The sequence below is a fragment of the Lacihabitans sp. LS3-19 genome (genome assembly GCF_024343575.1).
In the GTDB taxonomy this organism is placed as follows: Bacteria; Bacteroidota; Bacteroidia; order Cytophagales; family Spirosomataceae; genus Leadbetterella.
The window spans coordinates 14,152-34,054 of record NZ_RJUA01000017.1; the positions used below are offsets into that span (position 1 = coordinate 14,152).

The window sequence follows — 19,903 nt, forward strand, 5'->3', positions numbered from 1 at the left end:
CTATATTTATTTTTTTTCAAAAAATTTTGCACTTTTTTATAAATGTGTTAATATTACACAATTGTTTTAAAACCTTAAATTTTTCTATGAAAAAGTATTTGATTTTTCTATTTTCATTAAGTGTATTTTCAGGCATTTCGCAAACAAAAATCACCCTAAACACCGATTTGGCCAAAACCAAAATCAACAAACATATCTACGGACACTTTGCTGAGCACTTAGGTAGGTGTATTTACGAGGGTATTTATGTTGGAGAAGGTAATACCAAAATCCCTAATACAGCTGGTGTCAGAAATGACATTATAACTGCTCTAAAAGACCTTAAAGTGCCCAATCTACGTTGGCCAGGAGGCTGTTTTGCTGATGCTTACCAATGGAAAGATGGTATTGGCCCTAAAGCCAATCGCCCAAAAATGGTGAATGTATGGTGGGGCGGTGTGACGGAAGACAATAGTTTTGGAACACACGATTTCTTGGATTTGTGCGAAAGAATAGGAGCGGAGCCTTATTTAGCTGGTAATGTGGGTAGTGGCACAGTACAAGACTTGTCAGATTGGGTAAGTTATGTAAATCAGCCTACAGGTAGCCCGATGTCAGATTTACGTATAAAAAACGGTCGTAAAGAACCTTGGAACGTAAAAATATGGGGAGTTGGCAACGAGGCTTGGGGTTGCGGTGGAAATATGACCGCTGACTATTATGCCAATATTTACCGTCAGTATGCCACTTTCATGAAAGACATTACGCCGGAATCTAAACTTTACAAAGTGGCTTCGGGTGCTAGTAGTGACGACTTTGCCTGGACAGAGACTTTGATGAAAAATATTCCTCATAACATGATGTCTGCTTTGGCTTTGCACCATTATTCGGTGTTGAGTTGGGTAGAAACCAAAGGACCTTCAGTAGGTTTTTCTGAAGCAACTTATTTCAAAACAATGCAAGAAGCTTGGAAAATGGAGGAATTTGTAACCAAGCACAGCACTATCATGGACAAGTATGACCCAGAGAAAAAAATCGACTTGATTGTGGACGAATGGGGCGGTTGGTACGATACAGATGCTGACGGAAAGGGAGCCTTGTATCAACAAAATACCATGCGTGATGCCATGATTGCCGGTTTGACGCTAAATATTTTCAACAATCATGCTGATAGAGTCCGTGGAGCAAATTTAGCTCAAATCGTAAACGTGCTTCAGGCGGTGATTTTGACCAAAGAGGAAAAAATGATTCTTACGCCAACTTATCATGTTATGAAAATGTACAATGTGCATCAGGATGCCACATTAGTGCCTATTCATATAGAATCTCCAAGCTACCAATTTGGCGACAAAAAGTTAACAGCAGTTTCGGCCTCAGCATCCAAAGATGCCTCAGGTGCTTTAAATATTTCATTGACAAATATTGATTATAGCAAATCTCAAGAAATCAGTATTAACCTTAGAGGAGAAGATTTTACCAAGGTTTCGGGTCAGATATTAGCCTCTGGCAAAATAAGTGACCACAATACTTTTGAGCAACCCAACAAAGTAGCTATTAAAGATTTTTCTGGTGCTAAATTAGACAAAGGCGTTTTAAAATTGACTTTACCGGCATATTCAGTGGTGGTTTTGAATGTAAAGAAATAATGTTGGAAATGTCCCGAGGGATTTAGTAATGAATCCTTTGATTGATTTTAAAAGTATAGATTATTTGAATTTTTCTAAAAAATGAGCATTAAATACACTATTGGCCTTGACTACGGCACTGATTCAGTAAGAGCACTTTTGGTTGATACTTCAGGAAAAGAAATTGCTTCCCATGTACATTACTACGACCGTTGGAAAAAAGGAATGTATTGTGATCCTGCAAATTCACAGTTTCGTCAGCATCCATTGGATTATTTGGAAGGTTTAGAGAATGCCGTTAAAGGTGCTTTGCAAAATCAAAGTCAAGACGTTGTACAAAACATTGTTGGTATTTCGGTAGACACCACCGGCTCAACACCAGTGGCTGTAGATGTAAATGGGACACCTTTGGCCATGTTGCCGGAATTTTCCGAAAATCCAAATGGTATGTTTATACTTTGGAAAGACCACACCGCCAATGCAGAAGCTGAACAATTAAACACTTTGGCTCATGGCTGGAAGGTAGATTATACCAAATATGTAGGTGGCATTTATTCTTCGGAATGGTTTTGGGCTAAAATCTTGAGAACACTTAGAGTTGATCCAAGTATTCGTGAAAAAGCCTTTTCATGGGTTGAACATTGCGACTGGGTTTCGGCTGTTTTAACAGGAAATACCAATCCTTTAACATTAAAAAGAAGCCGTTGTGCGGCAGGTCACAAAGCCATGTGGCATCCAGAATTTGAAGGCTTGCCATCTGAAGAATTCTTAACTACTTTAGACCCCCTTTTGGCAGGTTTAAGAGAAAGACTATTTACTGAGACTTATACTTCTGACCAAGCCATGGGCACTATCACAAAAGAATGGGCTGCACAATTAGGATTGCCAGAGACAGTTGTAATAGGCGTAGGAGCTTTTGATGCACACATGGGTGGAGTAGGTGCCGAGATTGAGCCTTATTCTTTGGTACGGGTAATGGGAACCTCTACTTGTGATATGCTAATTGCACCAAACGATGAAGTTGGACATTTGTTGGTAAAAGGAATCTGTGGTCAAATTGACGGTTCGATTGTGCCAGGCATGTTGGGTATGGAAGCTGGTCAGTCTGCTTTTGGAGATGTATATGCTTGGTTCCAAAAAATGCTTTTAGGGCCAGTTTTTGATTTGATAGAAAGCCAGGAAGAAAAAGATAAATTGTCAGAAAAATTGATTCCTCATTTATCAGAAAAAGCAGCTCAAATACTACTTACCGAAAATGACCCAATTGCTTTAGATTGGTTTAATGGAAGACGAACTCCAGACGCTAATCACACCTTAAAAGGAGCAATTTACGGTTTAAATTTAGGATCAGATGCTGCTCAGATATTTAAAGCTTTGGTGGAGGCTACAGCCTATGGGTCAAAAGCCATAGTAGATAGATTCATTAATGAAGGCGTGCCTATCAAGCAAGTGATTTCGATAGGTGGCGTAGCTAAAAAATCGGCTTTTGTAATGCAAACCTTGGCAAATGTGTTAGATATGCCCATAAAAGTGGCAAGTTCTGACCAAGCATGTGCTTTAGGAGCCGCCATGAATGCAGCGACCGCAGCAGGAGTTTTTTCTAACATCAACGAAGCTCAAAAAGCTATGGGTTCTGGTTTTGATGCGACCTATTTTCCTGAGAAAGAAAAAGTGGAAATTTATCGCAAATTGTATTCTAAGTATTTGGTATTTGGTGAGTTTATTGAAAATAAGGCTTGATTTTTTTAAACACATAGGTCACAATAGGAAATACAACATAGGAACATAGAAATGACTATGTATCTATGTGAAAAATCTAGAAACAGTTTGTCTATGTGAACTATGTGGTTATTAAATATTCTGAAAATGACACAGAAACATATAAATGAATTAACTTATAAGATTATAGGAGCAGCAATAGAAGTTCATAGAAATTTAGGTCCTGGACTTTGGGAAAAGGTTTATGAAAAATGTCTTACTAAAGAGTTGATTGATATGGGATTTAAAGTTGATTTTCAGAAAACCATTCCGATTAATTATAAAGGAATTGACTTGGAATGTGAGTTGAGGTATGATATTATGTTAAATAATACAATAATTGTTGAAATAAAATCAGTAGATGCGATTCACCCACTTTTTGAAGCTCAACTATTGACTTACATGAAATTGTACAAAAAGCCAAAAGGGATTTTAATAAACTTTAATGTAACAAACATATTTAAAGAAGGCCAAAAAACTCTAGTAAACGAATATTTTAAAAAGTTACCGACAGAATAGAAAATGATAGATTTAAAACAATACGAAGTTTGGTTTGTGACTGGCAGCCAACATTTATATGGAGAAGAAACACTTCGTCAAGTCGATGAACATTCAAAGATTATCGCAGAGGCATTAAATGCTTCAGTAGAGATACCTGTGAAAGTGGTATTTAAACCAGTGGTGAAAACTCCAGAGGAGATTTTGACGATTTGCAACGAGGCCAATTATGCCAAGAATTGCATCGGTATTATCACTTGGATGCACACATTTTCGCCTTCTAAAATGTGGATAAAAGGATTGACGGCTCTACAAAAGCCTCTTTTGCACCTTCATACCCAATTTAACCGCGATATTCCATATGCTGAAATAGATATGGATTTTATGAATCTCAACCAGTCGGCACATGGCGATAGAGAACATGGTTTTATTTTAACCAAAATGAAAATCAACCGCAAAACTGTAGTTGGGCATTGGGATTCACCTAGTGTGAAAGCAAAAATTGGGGTTTGGTCAAGAGTTTGTTTGGGCAGAAACGAAATGAAAAACCTCAAAGTGGCTCGTTTTGGTGATAATATGCGACAAGTTGCGGTAACTGATGGTAATAAAGTATCAGCTGAAGAGAAATTCGGGATGGCTGTAAATACCTATGCAGTTGGTGATTTGGTACAAGTTATAAATCAAATTTCGGATGCTGAAATACAGAATTTGATAAAAGAATATGAAGCTACGTATCAAATGATGTCGTCGTTGAAGGCGGAAGGAGGAATGCGTTCTTCTTTGATAGAGGCTGCAAGAATTGAGTTGGGAATCAAGGCCTTTTTGGAAGATGGCGGATTCGGAGCTTATACCAATACTTTTGAAGATTTGCATGGAATGCGACAATTGCCTGGCATAGGTTCACAACGTATGATGGCCGCAGGTTATGGTTACGGTGGCGAAGGCGACTGGAAAACTTCGGCCATGGTGCGTGTAATGAAAGTAATGGCAACTGGATTGAAAGGCGGCACCTCGTTTATGGAAGATTATACCTATCATTTTGATCCTACCAATCCTATGGTCTTGGGTTCTCACATGTTAGAGATATGTCCTTCGATAGCCGATGGAACAATAAACTGTGAAGTGCATCCATTGGGAATTGGGGGTAAAGAAGATCCGGTGAGATTGGTGTTTAATGCTTGTGCTGGACCGTCGATCAATGTAAGTTTGATAGATTTGGGCAGTAAATTTAGATTGTTGGTAAACGAGGTGGAAGCTGTAGAAGTTACAGAGAAATTTCCAAAATTGCCGACTGCTCGTGCTTTGTGGAAACCACTTCCAAACATGGAAATTGGCCTTCAAGCATGGTTAATGGCGGGTGGTGCACATCATACGGTTTTCAGTCAGAATTTAACGACTGAATATCTTGAAGATTTTGCAGAAATGTTTGACTTGGATTTGGTGGTGATTGATGCTGATACTAGGATTAGGGATTTGAAGAGGGAGTTGAGAGGTTAGTACTTTAAAAATTAACACATAGGTCATATAGGAAATACAACATAGATACATAGAAACTACCTATGTACCTATGTGAAATATAAAGTTTAAATTGAGCTATGTGAACTATGTGGTTAAAACAGACAAACAATATTTTTTTGAAAAAGAAATGATTCATAAAGAACTCAGACAAGAATGCTTCGAAGCAAATATGCAATTGCCCAAATTGGGTTTGGTGCTGTTTACTTTTGGCAATGTAAGTGCGGTAGATAGGGCCAATGGTGTTTTTGCCATTAAGCCTTCTGGTGTGCCTTATGAAGAATTGAAATGGGAAGATATTGTAATTATGGATTATGATGCCAAGGTGGTGGATGGCAAAATGAGACCTTCATCGGATACCAAAACACATGCCTTATTGTACAAAACTTGGGACGATATTGGTGGGATCACGCATACGCACAGCACACATGCAGTAGCTTGGGCACAAGCTGGTATGGACATTCCGATTTTTGGAACTACCCACGCCGATCATACCCATCAAGACATTCCTTGTGCACCTGCATTGTCGGACGAAATGATAAAAGGCGACTATGAACATGAAACTGGGAATCAGATTTTTGATATATTTAAAGAGAAAGGTCTAAGCCATAAAGAAGTGGAAATGGTACTTTTGCAAAACCACGGACCGTTCACTTGGGGTAAAGACGCAGCCAAGTCGGTGTATAACGCAGCTGTGCTGGAAGAAGTAGCAAAAATGGCAATGTTTACCTTACAAATAAACCCAAATACCCCAAAATTGAAGGATTCGTTGAGAATGAAACATTATGAGCGTAAACATGGAAAAGATGCTTATTATGGGCAGGGATGCTGAGTTTTTTAGGCAAAAGACGGTAAGGCAAAAGGCATAAGTCAGTATGGCAAAAGGCGGTAAGAAAAAAGGTATAAAGGCAAAAGTTTGAATTAGGTAAAATAATTGATAATGGCAATATCGAACTCGCAACTCGGTACTTAATTTTGCGTAAGGGATGGTAGCGGTTACCCCGCAGGAGCCGACCTTAGGAGGCGACGAGGAGTAGGAGCGGACAGCCCGACCCCGGAGGAACGGAGGGGATACGCCCTTGATAAAAGATAAAATGATTTAAAGAATGAAAGATAAAATGATTGATTGCAGTAACGATAGAATGATTGGATGCTCGATAAATTATAGATTTTTTTACTAGAGACGATAACTCGCAGCTCAAAACTCACCACTCAGAACTAATTTTTAAAAAACAACCCTAAATAAAAACATATGAAACTTGGATTGGAGACGTTGGATTATCTTATTTTCTTGGTTTATTTTGTGATCGTGGCTAGCTATGGCTATTGGGTCTATAAAAATAAAGGCAAACAAACCGCCGACTCAAAAGACTTCTTTTTGGCAGAAGGTTCGCTCACGTGGTGGGCAATTGGTGCCTCATTGATTGCCTCAAATATTTCGGCTGAGCAGTTTATTGGCATGTCCGGGCAGGCCTTTCAGCTGGGTTTGGCGATTTCGGTGTATGAGCTCTTGGGTGGTGTTTCCTTGATTATAGTAGCGGTGTATTTTTTGCCGATGTATCTCAACAACAAGATTTTTACAATGCCGCAGTTTTTAGCAAAACGTTATGATATGCGTTTAGCTACAATTATGGCTGTGTTTTGGCTGTTTTTGTATATCACCGTTAATCTTACTTCGATTATCTATTTGGGTGCATTGAGTTTGGAAAAAATGACAGGTTTTGGTTTTATGCAATGTGCAGTTTTCCTTACAATTTTTGCCATCATTATTACATTGGGTGGCATGAAAGTTATTGGCTACACTGACGTGATTCAGGTGGTTTGCTTGGTGATTGGAGGTTTAGCTACCACCTACTTGGCATTGGATTTATTGTCGAATAGAGTAGGGTCAGGCTCAGGTGTAATGGAAGGGCTGAGTTTGATAAAAGAAAAAGCAGATAGTCATTTACACATGATGTTTAGTCCGGGTCAATACTCAGTGCATGACGGGAAAGGTGGTTTTATAGACGCCTACAAGCAATTGCCGGGCATTATGATGTTTGTAATTGGTGGGCAGTGGGTTAACAACCTGAATTATTTTGGTTGTAATCAATACATTACACAACGAGCTTTGGGTGCCGATATTAAAACTGCGAGGAACGGGCTGTTGTTTGCTTCGGGTCTTAAAATGTTGATGCCATTTATAGTAGTATTGCCGGGTTTGGCGGCTTATGTATTGTTTCAAGAAAATGCCGATCCAGCTATTGTGAACGGTATTACTCAAAATGGAATAGTAAAGCCAGATAATGCTTACCCAGTTTTATTAAATATTTTGCCAACTGGGCTAAAAGGTTTGGCGTTTGCTGCCTTAACGGCCGCGATTGTAGCAAGTTTGGCGGGTAAAGCCAATAGTATTTCGACGATATATGTATTGGATATTCACCAGAAGTTTTTCAATAAAAACATGAGTGAGAAACAAACTGTACGTACCGGGCGTATTGCTATTTTGGTGGCATTTGTTTTGGCATTACTGATTAGCCCACTTTTGGCTAATTTTGGTCAAGCTTTTGAATACATACAGGTGTACACTGGATATATTTCTCCGGGTATTTTGTCGATTTTCCTTTTAGGGTTTTTCTGGAAAAAAACTACAGCCAATTCGGCTTTGGTTTCGGCTATTTTAAGTATTGCATTGAGCAGTTTGATAGCTTATGTTTGGCCAGAGTTTCCATTTATGAACCGTATGGGTGTGGTTTTCTGGATTTGTGCTTTGGTGATGGTGGCCATCAGTTTGGTAGAGTCGAGAGGTAAAGAAAGCAACAATGCCTTTGCCGTCAATAAAGATTGGTTTAAAGTTACGCCTGAGTTTAGATACGGGACTATCGCCATCATTACCGTATTCTGTGTGATTTATTATATATTTTGGTAATATTTAATTCAACCTTTAAAAGTTTAAAAATGAAAAAAGTACTAATTTTAGCCTTGGCCATTTCGGTATGGTCGTGCAACGAATCAAAAAAAGAAGAAGCAATGAGTATTAAAGTAGAAAATGCCGGTGTGTTGGCGTCGGGAGATAGTGTGAAAGTATATACTTTGAAAAATGTCGCTGGCATGGAGGTAAGTATTATGGATTTGGGTGGAACGATAATTAAATGGACAGCCCCTGATAAAGAGGGTAAGTTTGCCGATATTACTTTGGGTTCAAATACGCCAGAAGATTATTTGACAAGTACAAAATATTTGGGTGCTTTGATTGGTAGATTTGGGAATCGAATAGCCAAAGGGAAATTTAGTTTGGATGGTAATGATTACACTTTGGCTGTTAACAATGGCCCAAATGCTTTGCATGGAGGTTTGAAAGGTTTTAATGCCGTGATATGGAATGCAACTCCAATTGAAGGTGCAGAGCCGGGTTTAAAATTGACTTATTTGTCTAAAGATGGAGAAGAAGGTTATCCTGGGAATTTGAACGTGGAGGTGGTTTATACTTTAAAGGCCGACAATTCACTTTCTATAGATTACACGGCTACCACTGACAAAAACACTGTGGTGAATTTGACAAATCATGCGTATTTTAATTTAAAAGGAGAGGGGCAAGGCGATATTTTGGACCATGAAATTGTACTAAATGCAGATAAGTTTTTGCCAACAGATGCTGGTTTGATTCCCACTGGCGAACTAAAGCCTGTTGCTGGGACACCGTTTGACTTCACAACATCACATTTGATTGGTGAAAGAATCAATGACACTAAAGATATCGATATCAAATTAGGTGGAGGCTACGACCACTGCTGGGTATTTACTGATCAAAGTAATAAATTGAAGTCAGTGGCAATGGTTACTGAGCCTGTTTCAGGACGTACCATGGAAGTTTTGACCACAGAACCTGCGGTGCAGTTTTATACTGGAAATTTCTTAAACGGAACGGCTACAGGCAAATCAGGTGTAAAATATGAGCGTAGATATGGTTTCTGTTTAGAAACGCAGCATTTCCCTGATGCTCCAAATCAAGCCGCTTTTCCAACCACAGTTTTGAAGCCAGGCGAAACCTATAAAACAACTACGGTTTATAAGTTTGGTGTGAAGAAATAAAAAGTCTGTTTAGGCGATAAGACGGTCAGACGATAGTCGGACCTGAAATTAGGATTCAAATATTTGCCACGAATGCACGAATTTTTTTTGCATTCGTGGCATTTTATTAACCACATAGTTCACAATAGGAAATAACACATAGGTTCATAGAATTAACAAAGAGCAAAAGAAAAACCTAAAAAACGGTCAGACAATTGTCGGACCTGAAATTTGCAAACATCTTTTGCCATGAATGCACTATTTTTTTTAGCGTTCGTGGTGTTTTTTTAACCACATAGTTCACAATTGGAAATACCTCATAGGTGCATAGGAAGAATAGCAAAATGAATGTCTAAGTAACTATGTGAAAAATAAGATAAAGTTTAACTATCTGACCTATGTGGTTTTAAAAAGAGCATTTTATTCCTATTTTTACAAAAACAACCTATTAAATGAAAAAAGTATTCAAAATTTTGTTTGGGCTAATTATAGTAGTTCTACTTTTCGCATTTCTTTTTGTACCAAAAATAGTTGATAAAAAATTTAATACTGTTTCAACAAGACCACCTTACAAAGTAGATAAAGAAGCTCAAGTTCTTTATGATTCTTTGGATTTTGTAGCTGATATGCATTGTGACGCATTGCTTTGGAAGAGAGATCTTTTGGCTAAAAATGATTTTGGTTCGGTGGATATTCCGAGAATGTTGGAAGCCAACATGGCCTTACAAGCTTTTACGATAGTGACCAAGGCCCCAAGGAACATGAATTTTGATAAAAATACTGGAGAAACTGACCAAATTACACTTCCGTTCATATTGCAAATGAGGCCAATAGCTTCTTGGTTTAATCTTACCGAGAGAGCTTTAACACAGTGCGATGCTTTATATGGTTTTGAAAAAAAATCTGATGGCCAGTTTAGGGTGATTTCTTCTGCTAAAGGTTTGGAACAGTATATTTCTGATAGAAAATCAAACAAAAACATTACGGCGGGATTTCTTGGAATAGAGGGAATGCATGCCTTGGAAGGCAAATTAGAAAATGTGGATGAATTGTATAATGCTGGTGTAAGAATGATGTCGCCAGTACATTTTTTTGACAATGAACTTGGGAGTTCGGCTCATGGCGTTGACCATGCTGGACTTACAGAATTTGGCAAAGAAGTTATCAAAAAAATGCAAGCAAAAAGCATGATTTTGGACGTGGCTCACTGCTCACCGCAAATGGTGGATGATATTCTGGCGATAACTACCAAGCCAATTGTAAGTTCGCATACAGGTGTAAAAGGAACGCATAATTCGGTAAGGAATATTTCCGATAAACACATAAGAGGAATTGCGAAAACTAGTGGATTGATTAGTATAGCCATGTTTGAGCCAGCGACAGGCACAAAAACTCCAGCTTCTACTGCCAAGGCCATCAAATATTGTATTGATTTAGTTGGTGCAGATTATGTTGCTTTAGGATCAGATTTTGATGGAGCTATAGAAATCCATACCGATGTAACAGGTTTGCCACTTTATGTGGAGGAATTGTTAAAACTAGGAGTTTCGAGAGATGATATCCGAAAAGTTATGGGCGGAAATGTTAAAAGATTCCTTTTGGAAAATTTGCCAAAGAATTGAGTGATTATTGCTTAATTATTTTCCTTGAAAAGCTTTCATTTCCAGCCTTAAGATTTAAGAAATAGTCTCCAGAGGGTAAATCTTTGAAATCAATTTGGTCATTAATTTGGCTTTGGTAATCTTTGGTTAAAAGGACTTGACCATTATTATTGGTTAAAACGACCTTAACTGATTTATTAGACTGGTTTTCAAAAGAAATTATACAATAATCAGAACTTGGATTTGGGTAAACATTTAGACTATAATTTTCTGGATTTTCAACCCCTAAAACCGAAACTAATATTTTTGCCGTACCTAAAGCTGTACCTTCTCCACAAGTATTTTTTATAGATGTTATTTTATATTCTGTACTTGTCTGTGGCTTAATGCTTATTTCAGTGTACGATTTGTCAGAATTACCTATGATGTTTCCATTTATCGTAAAATCAAATGGTGGACTAGAAGTAAAATTTATTTTCAGCGTAGCATTTTCGTCAAGATTTACTATTGTATCTCCTGAAATTGTTGCCGTTGGGAGGTTTTTGTTTTCCAAAATCCATTTATCTTTTGTCTTAAAAATGCATTTGCCATTATCTATTGTTGCATAATATTTTCCTTGTGAACGAGCTCTGTATGTTGACAATTCGTTTTCTAAGGGCCAATAATATAAAAACCAATTAATTCTGGTATTGTCTAAATTATTAATTGTTAAATCTTGAAATCCACCTTTGCAGATATTTAGGCTGTCTTCAATGGGCAAAATAGAATTTGAATTTGGTTTAATGACGTTTAAATCTATAGAATCGCTTGTTGCTTCACATCCTTTATATTTAGTTTTTACATAATATTTCCCCGATTCATTTAAGAATATTCCTGTCTGATTTTCCTTAATCAACTTTTCATCTTTAAAAATGTCATATTTATCAAAAATTAAACTTGAATTTGGAAATAATATTAACATCTCTCCATCACATATTTCAAACTTTCCTTTCCTATTAGCTATAGATAATTTGTCTTTTAATGAAAAATTTAAAATATCCTTAACGAAATATTGTTTGGTAATTTTAGACCCAAATTCATCAAAACTTTCAAGGGTGTATAATCCAGGTTTTGAAATATTTATCAAACTTTTATTACCAATAAGATTTCCTTCAAAATACCATTTGTTAACTCTGCTTATATATCGTGTATTAAATAATAAACTTGGGGTTTTTAGATAGGTATTAGAACATAATGATACCGTATCTGTTTTTAGAATTTTGTTTGAAGAGTCTTTGATTATCTGAAAGGTATCGCTAATTGCAGTACAACCTATAAGTTGTGGATCAAAAAATTTCAAATAGTATACTCCGGGCTCTTCTAAAGTAAAGTAGTCAGAAGTATTGGAATATTCTTTATTTTTTACCCCGTTTTTGTATAGTTCCGTTTTCCAAGTATTAAATGGAGGGTACCAAACATCAGATTTCAAATATATCTCTTCATTGGTACTTAAATGTATTTTTTCTAAACCTACATATTCATTTACCATTAATTTTAAAATAGGTTTAAAAATATCTGATTTAGTGACTTTGATTTCATTGGAATAGGAGAAACATTCATTTTGCTGGATTTTAAGGCGATAAGTACCTTCTTCATTTTTTTTTAAATAAAATCCATCAGAATTGGGAAGGTCAATTCCATCTTTTTGCCAGATTGACCTTATAACACTATTTATCTCTGAAGTATTGTTGCTATTTTGAGCTAAATAATGTTTGGCTTCGGAGGACGAAAAATTCACAAAATCAGCATTGCATATATGGATAGCTCCCCTAATAGTTTCAAGGCCAAAATTTGAAGTGGCTTCAATATGGTTTTCAATCGAAGTATTTATATTTATAAAAAGAGAATCGGAGATAAAGACACAATCATCTTTGAATCCAACCAATTGATAATATCCAGTTTTTTTTGCACTTAAAGTAGTCGCATTTATTTCCAAAGAAGTACTATTAAAGAGCCAATTATATTTGGTAAATTGAATATTGATATTGTTTAAATATTTTAGTTCAATGGATCCTCCGTTACAGGTTGTGTATATATTGTTTGTGGACTGAATTTTTGGTTTCTGAATTTTTGGATTTGCATAATCATATGGTTTAGTCTCATAAATACATCCAAAATTATTTGTTTCAAAAGTATAAAGGCCAGATTCGTTTACGGTTATCTCACTGGTTTCAGTTGCATTTATAACAATTCCATTTTTTTTAAAAATTCCATATCTATTTAGTTGCCCACCACTGTAAGTTAGTTGTAGGGCACTTAAAGTAACAGGTAAGTTTTCTTGACAAATGTTTGAGGATGAAATGATTGATGTAAGTATAAGTTTTAATTCTTCAACATAAAAAAAAGGACTTTCTGCATGAATTTTTTTGTCTAAACTTTCTATTTCAAAATAACATTTTCCTGATATGTCATAATTTTCTAGGCTTATTTCCTGCTTATTTCCAGAAATGGTATCTAAAATATAAATAGGAGAAATTGGTGCAAAACCAAAAGGTTTTGAAATAATTTTAAGTACAAATTTTGCTCCTTGTGGTATGTTAGCCGGCAAGTATAGGTCGAATTTTATTTTCTCATTAGGACAATAGCTACCTTTAAGGCCTGTAAAAAAAAGTGAATCTGAACTGTCTTGATTTTGTTGATAAGTATTAAGGAAAATAGAGTTATTTCCTAAAGCTAGGTTGGAAATCAATAATAGCGTGAAAATTGTAGAGAGAAATTTCATAAGTGGTTCCATTTGTACCCAAATATAATTGAAATGCACTTCTGATTTTTGTCTATCATTTTCATTGGGCATGAAAACTTATTTTAAGGTTAGTTATTTTTTCAAATACAAAAATGGATCAATTTTCAAATTTTGAATGGCCTGGACTATTTTTACACAGATAAAAACGCATTTTAATTTCAACTTTTAATATTTAACCATTTTAAAATTATATAGCAATATATTTTACTAAAGTGAAAAAAATAAGATTTGTTTTTCTGAATTTAAAGTAGATTTTCATGTAATGCTTTGAATATCAGTTACTATAATTAGGGGATGGCATCAGTGAAGAAAATTAGCCAATTTTTTTTGCAAAAAATCATAAAATTCATATACTTTCGTGCAGAATTTAAGGTTCGATTTTTGCTTTCTTATTACTTCGAGATTTTTGTTTTTTCGAAAACTTTTTTTTGCTACTCATGCCTCAGCTTTTATAAAAATTAGACATGAAAATAAAAGAAGAATTAGTATGCCTTTAAGCCGGGTAAGAAAATGGATTAAGAAATTCGAGAAGTATATTTTTTCTTACAAAGATGGTTATTTTGTCCTTCCTTATCTGACTAACTCGCCAGAGTTGATGATAGAAAGTCTGATTAATCTGCCATTTACAAAACACAATTCATCCGAAAATGCCATTTATACTAATACGCCTTTCACGGAAGGTGTACTTCGGTATCAAGAGGTTGAGTCAGGTTTGTGGTTAACGGTAACCGAATTAGAGTTTAAAACGAATGTGCAAACGAAGTCTATGTATGATAATCTAGGCTCAGATTATTTTTTTCTGGCATTTTCAATCTATCAAAATACTATTATTCCAAAACAGAAAATGAAAATCAACAATGCTTTAGTAGCGAGTAATAGTTGGTCAATTTATAGTCCGGGAATACCCATAGATGCTTTTCATGAAAAAGGCACGAAAGGTTTGTTTTTCAATTTTAGCTTTAATAAAAATTGGATTGAAAACAACCTAATCGGTAGAAATGACCCATCTGAGGTATTGATTCAAAAAATCATTGATTCTGAGTTGGGTTATTTAAGTTGGGAAGGACTTGTGCCAGAGGCTGAAGAATATGCTCTAAATATTTGGCATTGCCTCTCAAGAAACCCTGATTTAATTTTCAGTAAGTTGCAATTGAAAATTCAGACCTTAGAAATTTTGACTTTGTTTTTTACAAAAATTTATCAAAAAACGATTTTAAATAGTTCTCAAGTTCAGAATAATTCAAACCACGAATCTTTGAGTAAAATAGAAGAATATTTGTCTCAAAATCTTAAAGGTAATTTTCCAGGGATTGATTTTTTGGCAAATATGGCTCACATGTCGCCTTCCAAATTAAAAACAAGTTTTAAGGCATCATATGGAACTTCAATTTTTAAATATTTTAAAGAAAAACAAATGGAGCTTGCTATAAAGTTGTTGAAAGACCCTGAAATCCAAATTAAAAATTTATCGACGATTTTTGGATATGAAAACCCTTCTAAGTTTTCTATTGCTTTTAAAAAAATACATGGTAAGTTACCTTCGGAAATTCAGCGAGGCACTTCTATTTTTTAATCAATCCTATTAAATTCTCTTTGGGCTATCGATTTGTCTTTTTGGGCTATTCTTCACCAATCTAATTTCTTTAGGTTTGTATTAAGTTTTGCTGTTAAAGGGGTTTGATAGCATTCTAATTAAGATACACAAAGTTTTGAATACTTTTGTAGCCATGAAATCTAAAAAAGGGGATTAATCATTGCGTCTTTAATATTTTGAAGACCATAGAGGAAATCCTCTTTTTAGATTTATAAATTAGTTTCTTTTTCTTCAGCTTCTAGCTTAATCATATTCTAGAGTATTTTTAAAGCTCTCTTTTCTGACTTTTTCCAGTCGTACACTTGACCATCCTCATATTAATTATGCCTGAGTTTTATTTGATTTGGTATATAAAACAAATACGACGATGGAAAACAAAGCATACATATTTGAACTACAAGATTTTCATAAAAAATGGATAAATGATTTAGATTTTTACAAAGAGCAAGTTAAAGTTTTTGAAGAAAGATTGGCTAAGGTCAGTTTAAATAATGTTGACAAAGATGTAAAAATAGAAGTTGAAAAATTTCAGAATAGGTTTATTATTCAAAGAAATGAAATTGATTATTTAAGACATGACATTAAACAGCAGGAAAACGAATTAGAACGAGAAGAAAAAACTGCTCCAATAATATCTGAAATGGAAACTATTACTGAAGAGTTTACCCTGAAAGACAGAATGGATACATTTGAAAGGCTGTTTTTAGATTTACAACTAGAGTTTGATACATTTATAGAAAAACACATTTAGATTATTTTCAAACTATAAAGTATTCAAGCCTAACTCCTGATTGGCTTATTACTCTAAAGAATATTTTTAAACAAAACACAATAGATTATGGAAACTCAAACATACATATTCGACCTTCATGAAGACCATGTAGAATGGCTTAAGGCTTTAGATTTTTACCAAGACGAAATCATGGTATTCAAAAATAGATTAGCCGAAGTAAGTGCAAAAAATACAGATTTGGATATTAAAAAAGAAGTCGAAAAATTTCAAAACAAATTTATTATTCAAAAAGACGAAATTGATAATCTGAAACATTATATCCGTCACTCGGAGCATGATATTGAGGAAGAAGTGAAGAAGAATCCCATTGCGGTAGACCACCGGAAAACTACCGAAAACCTAGGAATAAGAGATAGATATCACATGTTTGTTAAACTTTTTGAAGAATTAAAAGACGAATTCAATCAATTTGTAGGTAAGAATTTATAATGAAAGGCCGCCAAGTTTTTGGTGGCTTTTTTAATTATTTTTGCATTCCTCGGTTTATATTTTAGCCGAAACACTTAAACCAAAACCTCTCCCATCCGAAGACCAAATGCCCGGGCCAGGATAAAATTGCGGACGTTTTGTGAAATATTGCTTGTTCAAAGCATTATTCAAATTGCCTTTTAGCATCCATTTTTTTGATATTCTGTAGGTAGCACTAAAATCAACAATACCATAAGAAGGCACCAAACCTACGCTTCCATTGGCACTTGGCTCGATTGTATTAAGTGCGTCAGCATAACTTTTTGATGTGTAACTATACAAGCTGGTCACGCTTAGTTTTTTAAATCTAAATGTTAGGCCATTTCTAGAAATTAACCTCGGTGTGCTTTCTACATAATTCCCCTCAATATCTATATTTTTATCTCCAGATCTTATTTCTGCTTTTAAATATTTAGCATTCATGACCGATGTGGACGTAAATATCGAAAAATTAGCGTGACTATTTATTCTTACAAAATACTCAACAAAACTTTCAATTCCCCTTGTAAATGAATCTCCAATATTCGTCCTTAAAATTTGAAAATTACCGTTTTTATCGGTTTGTGCTAAGGTTCCGAGTCTGTTTTTGTATAAAAGCTGAAAATAAGTAAACTCCATTTTCATGTTTTCAAAATTGCCCTTATAGCCTATTTCGGCATTGTATCCATAGGCATCTTTTAAGTTATCAGATGTTTTTTCATAAATTGAGCCAGGCACTATATCTTTAAAAATCACTGGTCTATATGCTTGAGAAATTCCCGCATAAATATTCTGGTTTTGATTTATCAAATATTCAGAATTTGCTCCAAAAAGAGGAAATTTATGAACGATCAAATTAGGTATTTTTGTTGGGTCCAAATAGCTAATAAAACCACTCATCTTCGACTCCCCCGATTCTATTCTTAAGCCTGGGTTTATCGACAACCTTTTTCCAAGACTAAGGTGATTTTCTAAGAAAAGAGCATAATTTTGCGTCTTGAAATGCATATCCCTACCCCAATCGCCCTCAATATTTAAGTCAAAGTCGCTCCCTGTACTTCCTTTTCCTTGTTGTCTTCGGTGTAAGTCATTGTTCATATATTGCACCCCACCTACAAGAATCGCATTCAGACCTGCTACTTTGTAAAAATGGAGCATTCTGAGCTCGGTAGTGTAACTGTGATAATTGTCAATATCTACTTGTCTATTCGCATATTGAAGTGTTATAGGGTCTATTTTATCTACAACGTCAGATGGTTTATCAAACATTACGCTACTGCGAGAGCCAAGTACAGCCGAGCTTACCAGTGACAATTTAGTATTCGGATTTATATCGTAGAATAAGGATATTGAAGGTACATAAATATCAGGGCTATAATAATTCCTGGACCTTATTGAAGCTTTTGGATGGGTCTTGAAAAGTGCATCGTTTTGAGGTCCGGCCAGTTGGAAAATGTATTTTGACCTCGAGAAATCTGCTTTTATTGAGAATTTTGAACTTGGTCGGTAAGTGATCTGGGCAGATTGTGCTTGGTAATCGCTGTGGCTATTGTCTCGATACCCATCAGAAACTCTTTTGCTGATATATGCGTAATAGTTCACTTTGCCTATTTGTCCTCCAACGGCATTATAAGAACTCAAAAGCCCAAAAGAGCCAATGCTATTGGTACTTTGAAAATCAAACGCTTTCGTAGAATCACCACTTTTGCTGATATAATTGAGCATTCCACCAAACTGTGCCCCATACTGGAGTGATCCAGTACCTCTTATCAATTCAATATTTTGAATAGCCTCCATCGGCATAGAATAATGACTTGCCGGATAACCATAAATGTCGGTATTCGTCATTACGCCATCTTTTCTAATATTAAATTCCCAGCCGCGATGCGGATCTAAGCCTCGTGTCGAAATATTGATTTGATTTCCCGAACCATCCATGTCGTACACAAAAACACCCGGTACTTTTGCAAAAATTTGTCTAGGTGTTTTCTCAGCTATATTAGCATCTAAGCCTACTACATTTATTACTTCGGTCTTTTTGCCCGAATATAAAAATGTGCCTTTGGTCTTGGGCATGTTTTGAATATTGAATTTGTATTGTTGCTCAGATATTTCTACTGCCTTTAATTCGAGTATTTTGGTTGAATCTTGTTTAATTTGAGCATATACATTGAGGTTCAAAATCAAAAAAACGGATAGAGTAAGCGTATATATATTTAATATTCTCATAAGCATATTTTTTTGCAAATTTAATTTTGCTAGATTAGTTTAAAAATGACAATTAGCATTAATCTGTGCCTCTTCATTATTTTATGAGGTTTTATTTCATCAAACTTATGTTACTTTTGGAATAAAACAGGCTATTTTTGAAACAAAAATTCATGAAATTTGAGACTATTAAAAATTGCTCTTGTACTAATTGCCTTAGTTTTTACTTCAATATTTTGGTGTAATTATACCATTAGTAGCAATTCTAAAAATAAAACTTTTTATAAGGTTTCGGAAATTCCATCTTCAAAAACTGGGCTACTATTAGGGACATCCAAATTCCTTGCCAACGGATACATCAATCCGTATTATACCTACAGAATTAATGCAGCGGCAGATTTAATGCAAGCTAAAAAAATCAAATTCTTGATAATAAGTGGCGACAATAGCCAGAAAAACTACAATGAACCCGAAATGATGAAACAGGATTTAGTAGTTTTAGGAATAGACTCTACAAAGCTATATTTAGATTTCGCTGGTTTTAGGACTTTTGATTCTGTAATCAGAGCGAAAGAAATTTTCGGACAAGATTCTCTAACCATCATTTCACAGGCGTGGCACAATGAAAGAGATATTTTTATAGCAGAAAAAGAAGGATTAAAAGCTATAGGTTATAATGCCAAAGATGTAAATCAGAAACAAGGTCTAAAAACCCAAATCAGAGAAAAGCTAGCAAGAGTAAAAGTGTATTTTGATTATTTATTTAACACCAAACCCAAGTTTTTAGGAGAAAAAATAGAAATTCCTGATTAGAATCGAAGAATTCATGTTTGAATATTGAAGTGAATTGATTGGTGTAAATATTAGATTCGTGTAAACTTCGTGCATTTGTGGCAATCAATTACAAATTTTAAGTTTCGCATTCAGCAATTGAACGAAACTTAGATATTCGTCTTCCATTATTTTCAATTTTTTTATTTGGGTTGGAGGAAAACAAATCTTTTGCTAAACGATTAAGTTCTTTAGCTGCTAAAAGTCTTTCATTTGGGGTTT

The 19,903-nt window shown here is 35.1% G+C and carries 14 protein-coding genes; 12 read left to right on the forward strand and 2 right to left on the reverse strand.

The genetic code is table 11. From position 1 onward, the window contains the following. The first annotated feature begins 86 nt into the window (after positions 1 to 86). The 8 genes from EGI22_RS12580 to EGI22_RS12615 all read left to right on the forward strand — a co-directional run bounded on the left by EGI22_RS12580 (position 87) and on the right by EGI22_RS12615 (position 11,047). On the forward strand, positions 87 to 1,625 hold the full coding sequence (locus tag EGI22_RS12580) for an alpha-N-arabinofuranosidase (RefSeq protein ID WP_262925436.1): 1,539 nt from the start codon (positions 87 to 89) through the stop codon (positions 1,623 to 1,625). Between the two features lie 81 nt (positions 1,626 to 1,706). Next, complete coding sequence (locus tag EGI22_RS12585) at positions 1,707 to 3,344, forward strand: ribulokinase (RefSeq protein ID WP_255068812.1); 1,638 nt, start codon at positions 1,707 to 1,709, stop codon at positions 3,342 to 3,344. 126 nt (positions 3,345 to 3,470) lie between these two features. Beyond that, complete coding sequence (locus EGI22_RS12590) at positions 3,471 to 3,881, forward strand: GxxExxY protein (protein WP_255068813.1); 411 nt, start codon at positions 3,471 to 3,473, stop codon at positions 3,879 to 3,881. Positions 3,882 to 3,884: 3 nt separating this feature from the next. Continuing rightward, complete coding sequence (gene araA / locus EGI22_RS12595) at positions 3,885 to 5,357, forward strand: L-arabinose isomerase (protein ID WP_255068814.1); 1,473 nt, start codon at positions 3,885 to 3,887, stop codon at positions 5,355 to 5,357. 151 nt (positions 5,358 to 5,508) lie between these two features. After that, positions 5,509 to 6,207, forward strand: a complete 699-nt coding sequence (locus tag EGI22_RS12600) for an L-ribulose-5-phosphate 4-epimerase (protein WP_310588151.1) — start codon at positions 5,509 to 5,511, stop codon at positions 6,205 to 6,207. Between the two features lie 420 nt (positions 6,208 to 6,627). Continuing rightward, positions 6,628 to 8,283, forward strand: a complete 1,656-nt coding sequence (locus EGI22_RS12605) for a sodium/sugar symporter (RefSeq protein WP_255068818.1) — start codon at positions 6,628 to 6,630, stop codon at positions 8,281 to 8,283. A gap of 29 nt (positions 8,284 to 8,312) precedes the next feature. Then, positions 8,313 to 9,446 carry an aldose epimerase family protein gene (locus tag EGI22_RS12610; protein WP_255068821.1) on the forward strand — a complete coding sequence of 378 codons (1,134 nt, stop codon included), beginning with the start codon at positions 8,313 to 8,315 and terminating at the stop codon, positions 9,444 to 9,446. 431 nt (positions 9,447 to 9,877) lie between these two features. Next, positions 9,878 to 11,047, forward strand: coding sequence for a dipeptidase (locus EGI22_RS12615; RefSeq protein WP_255068823.1), 1,170 nt, complete (start codon positions 9,878 to 9,880; stop codon positions 11,045 to 11,047). A gap of 4 nt (positions 11,048 to 11,051) precedes the next feature. Here EGI22_RS12615 and EGI22_RS12620 read toward each other — a convergent pair whose 3' ends face one another. Then, the gene (locus EGI22_RS12620; RefSeq protein ID WP_255068824.1) at positions 11,052 to 13,859 is read right to left on the reverse strand and encodes a T9SS type A sorting domain-containing protein; all 2,808 of its coding nucleotides are present in this window, start codon (positions 13,857 to 13,859) and stop codon (positions 11,052 to 11,054) included. A gap of 436 nt (positions 13,860 to 14,295) precedes the next feature. Here EGI22_RS12620 and EGI22_RS12625 point away from each other — a divergent pair, with 436 nt between their 5' ends. From EGI22_RS12625 to EGI22_RS12635, 3 genes are all read left to right on the forward strand, one after another. Then, complete coding sequence (locus tag EGI22_RS12625) at positions 14,296 to 15,381, forward strand: AraC family transcriptional regulator (protein WP_255068825.1); 1,086 nt, start codon at positions 14,296 to 14,298, stop codon at positions 15,379 to 15,381. Between the two features lie 388 nt (positions 15,382 to 15,769). After that, complete coding sequence (locus tag EGI22_RS12630; protein WP_255068826.1) at positions 15,770 to 16,153, forward strand: hypothetical protein; 384 nt, start codon at positions 15,770 to 15,772, stop codon at positions 16,151 to 16,153. 87 nt (positions 16,154 to 16,240) lie between these two features. Beyond that, on the forward strand, positions 16,241 to 16,624 hold the full coding sequence (locus tag EGI22_RS12635; protein ID WP_255068827.1) for a hypothetical protein: 384 nt from the start codon (positions 16,241 to 16,243) through the stop codon (positions 16,622 to 16,624). Positions 16,625 to 16,678: 54 nt separating this feature from the next. Here the strand turns inward: EGI22_RS12635 and EGI22_RS12640 are convergent, their stop codons facing one another. Then, positions 16,679 to 18,871 (reverse strand): TonB-dependent receptor, encoded by a 2,193-nt coding sequence (locus tag EGI22_RS12640; protein WP_255068829.1) that lies wholly within the window; start codon positions 18,869 to 18,871, stop codon positions 16,679 to 16,681. A 159-nt stretch (positions 18,872 to 19,030) separates the two neighbouring features. Between EGI22_RS12640 and EGI22_RS12645 the strand changes: the two genes are divergently transcribed. Then, positions 19,031 to 19,663: a vancomycin high temperature exclusion protein gene (locus EGI22_RS12645; protein ID WP_255068831.1), complete on the forward strand. Its 633-nt coding sequence runs from the start codon at positions 19,031 to 19,033 to the stop codon at positions 19,661 to 19,663. Positions 19,664 to 19,903 lie beyond the last annotated feature (240 nt).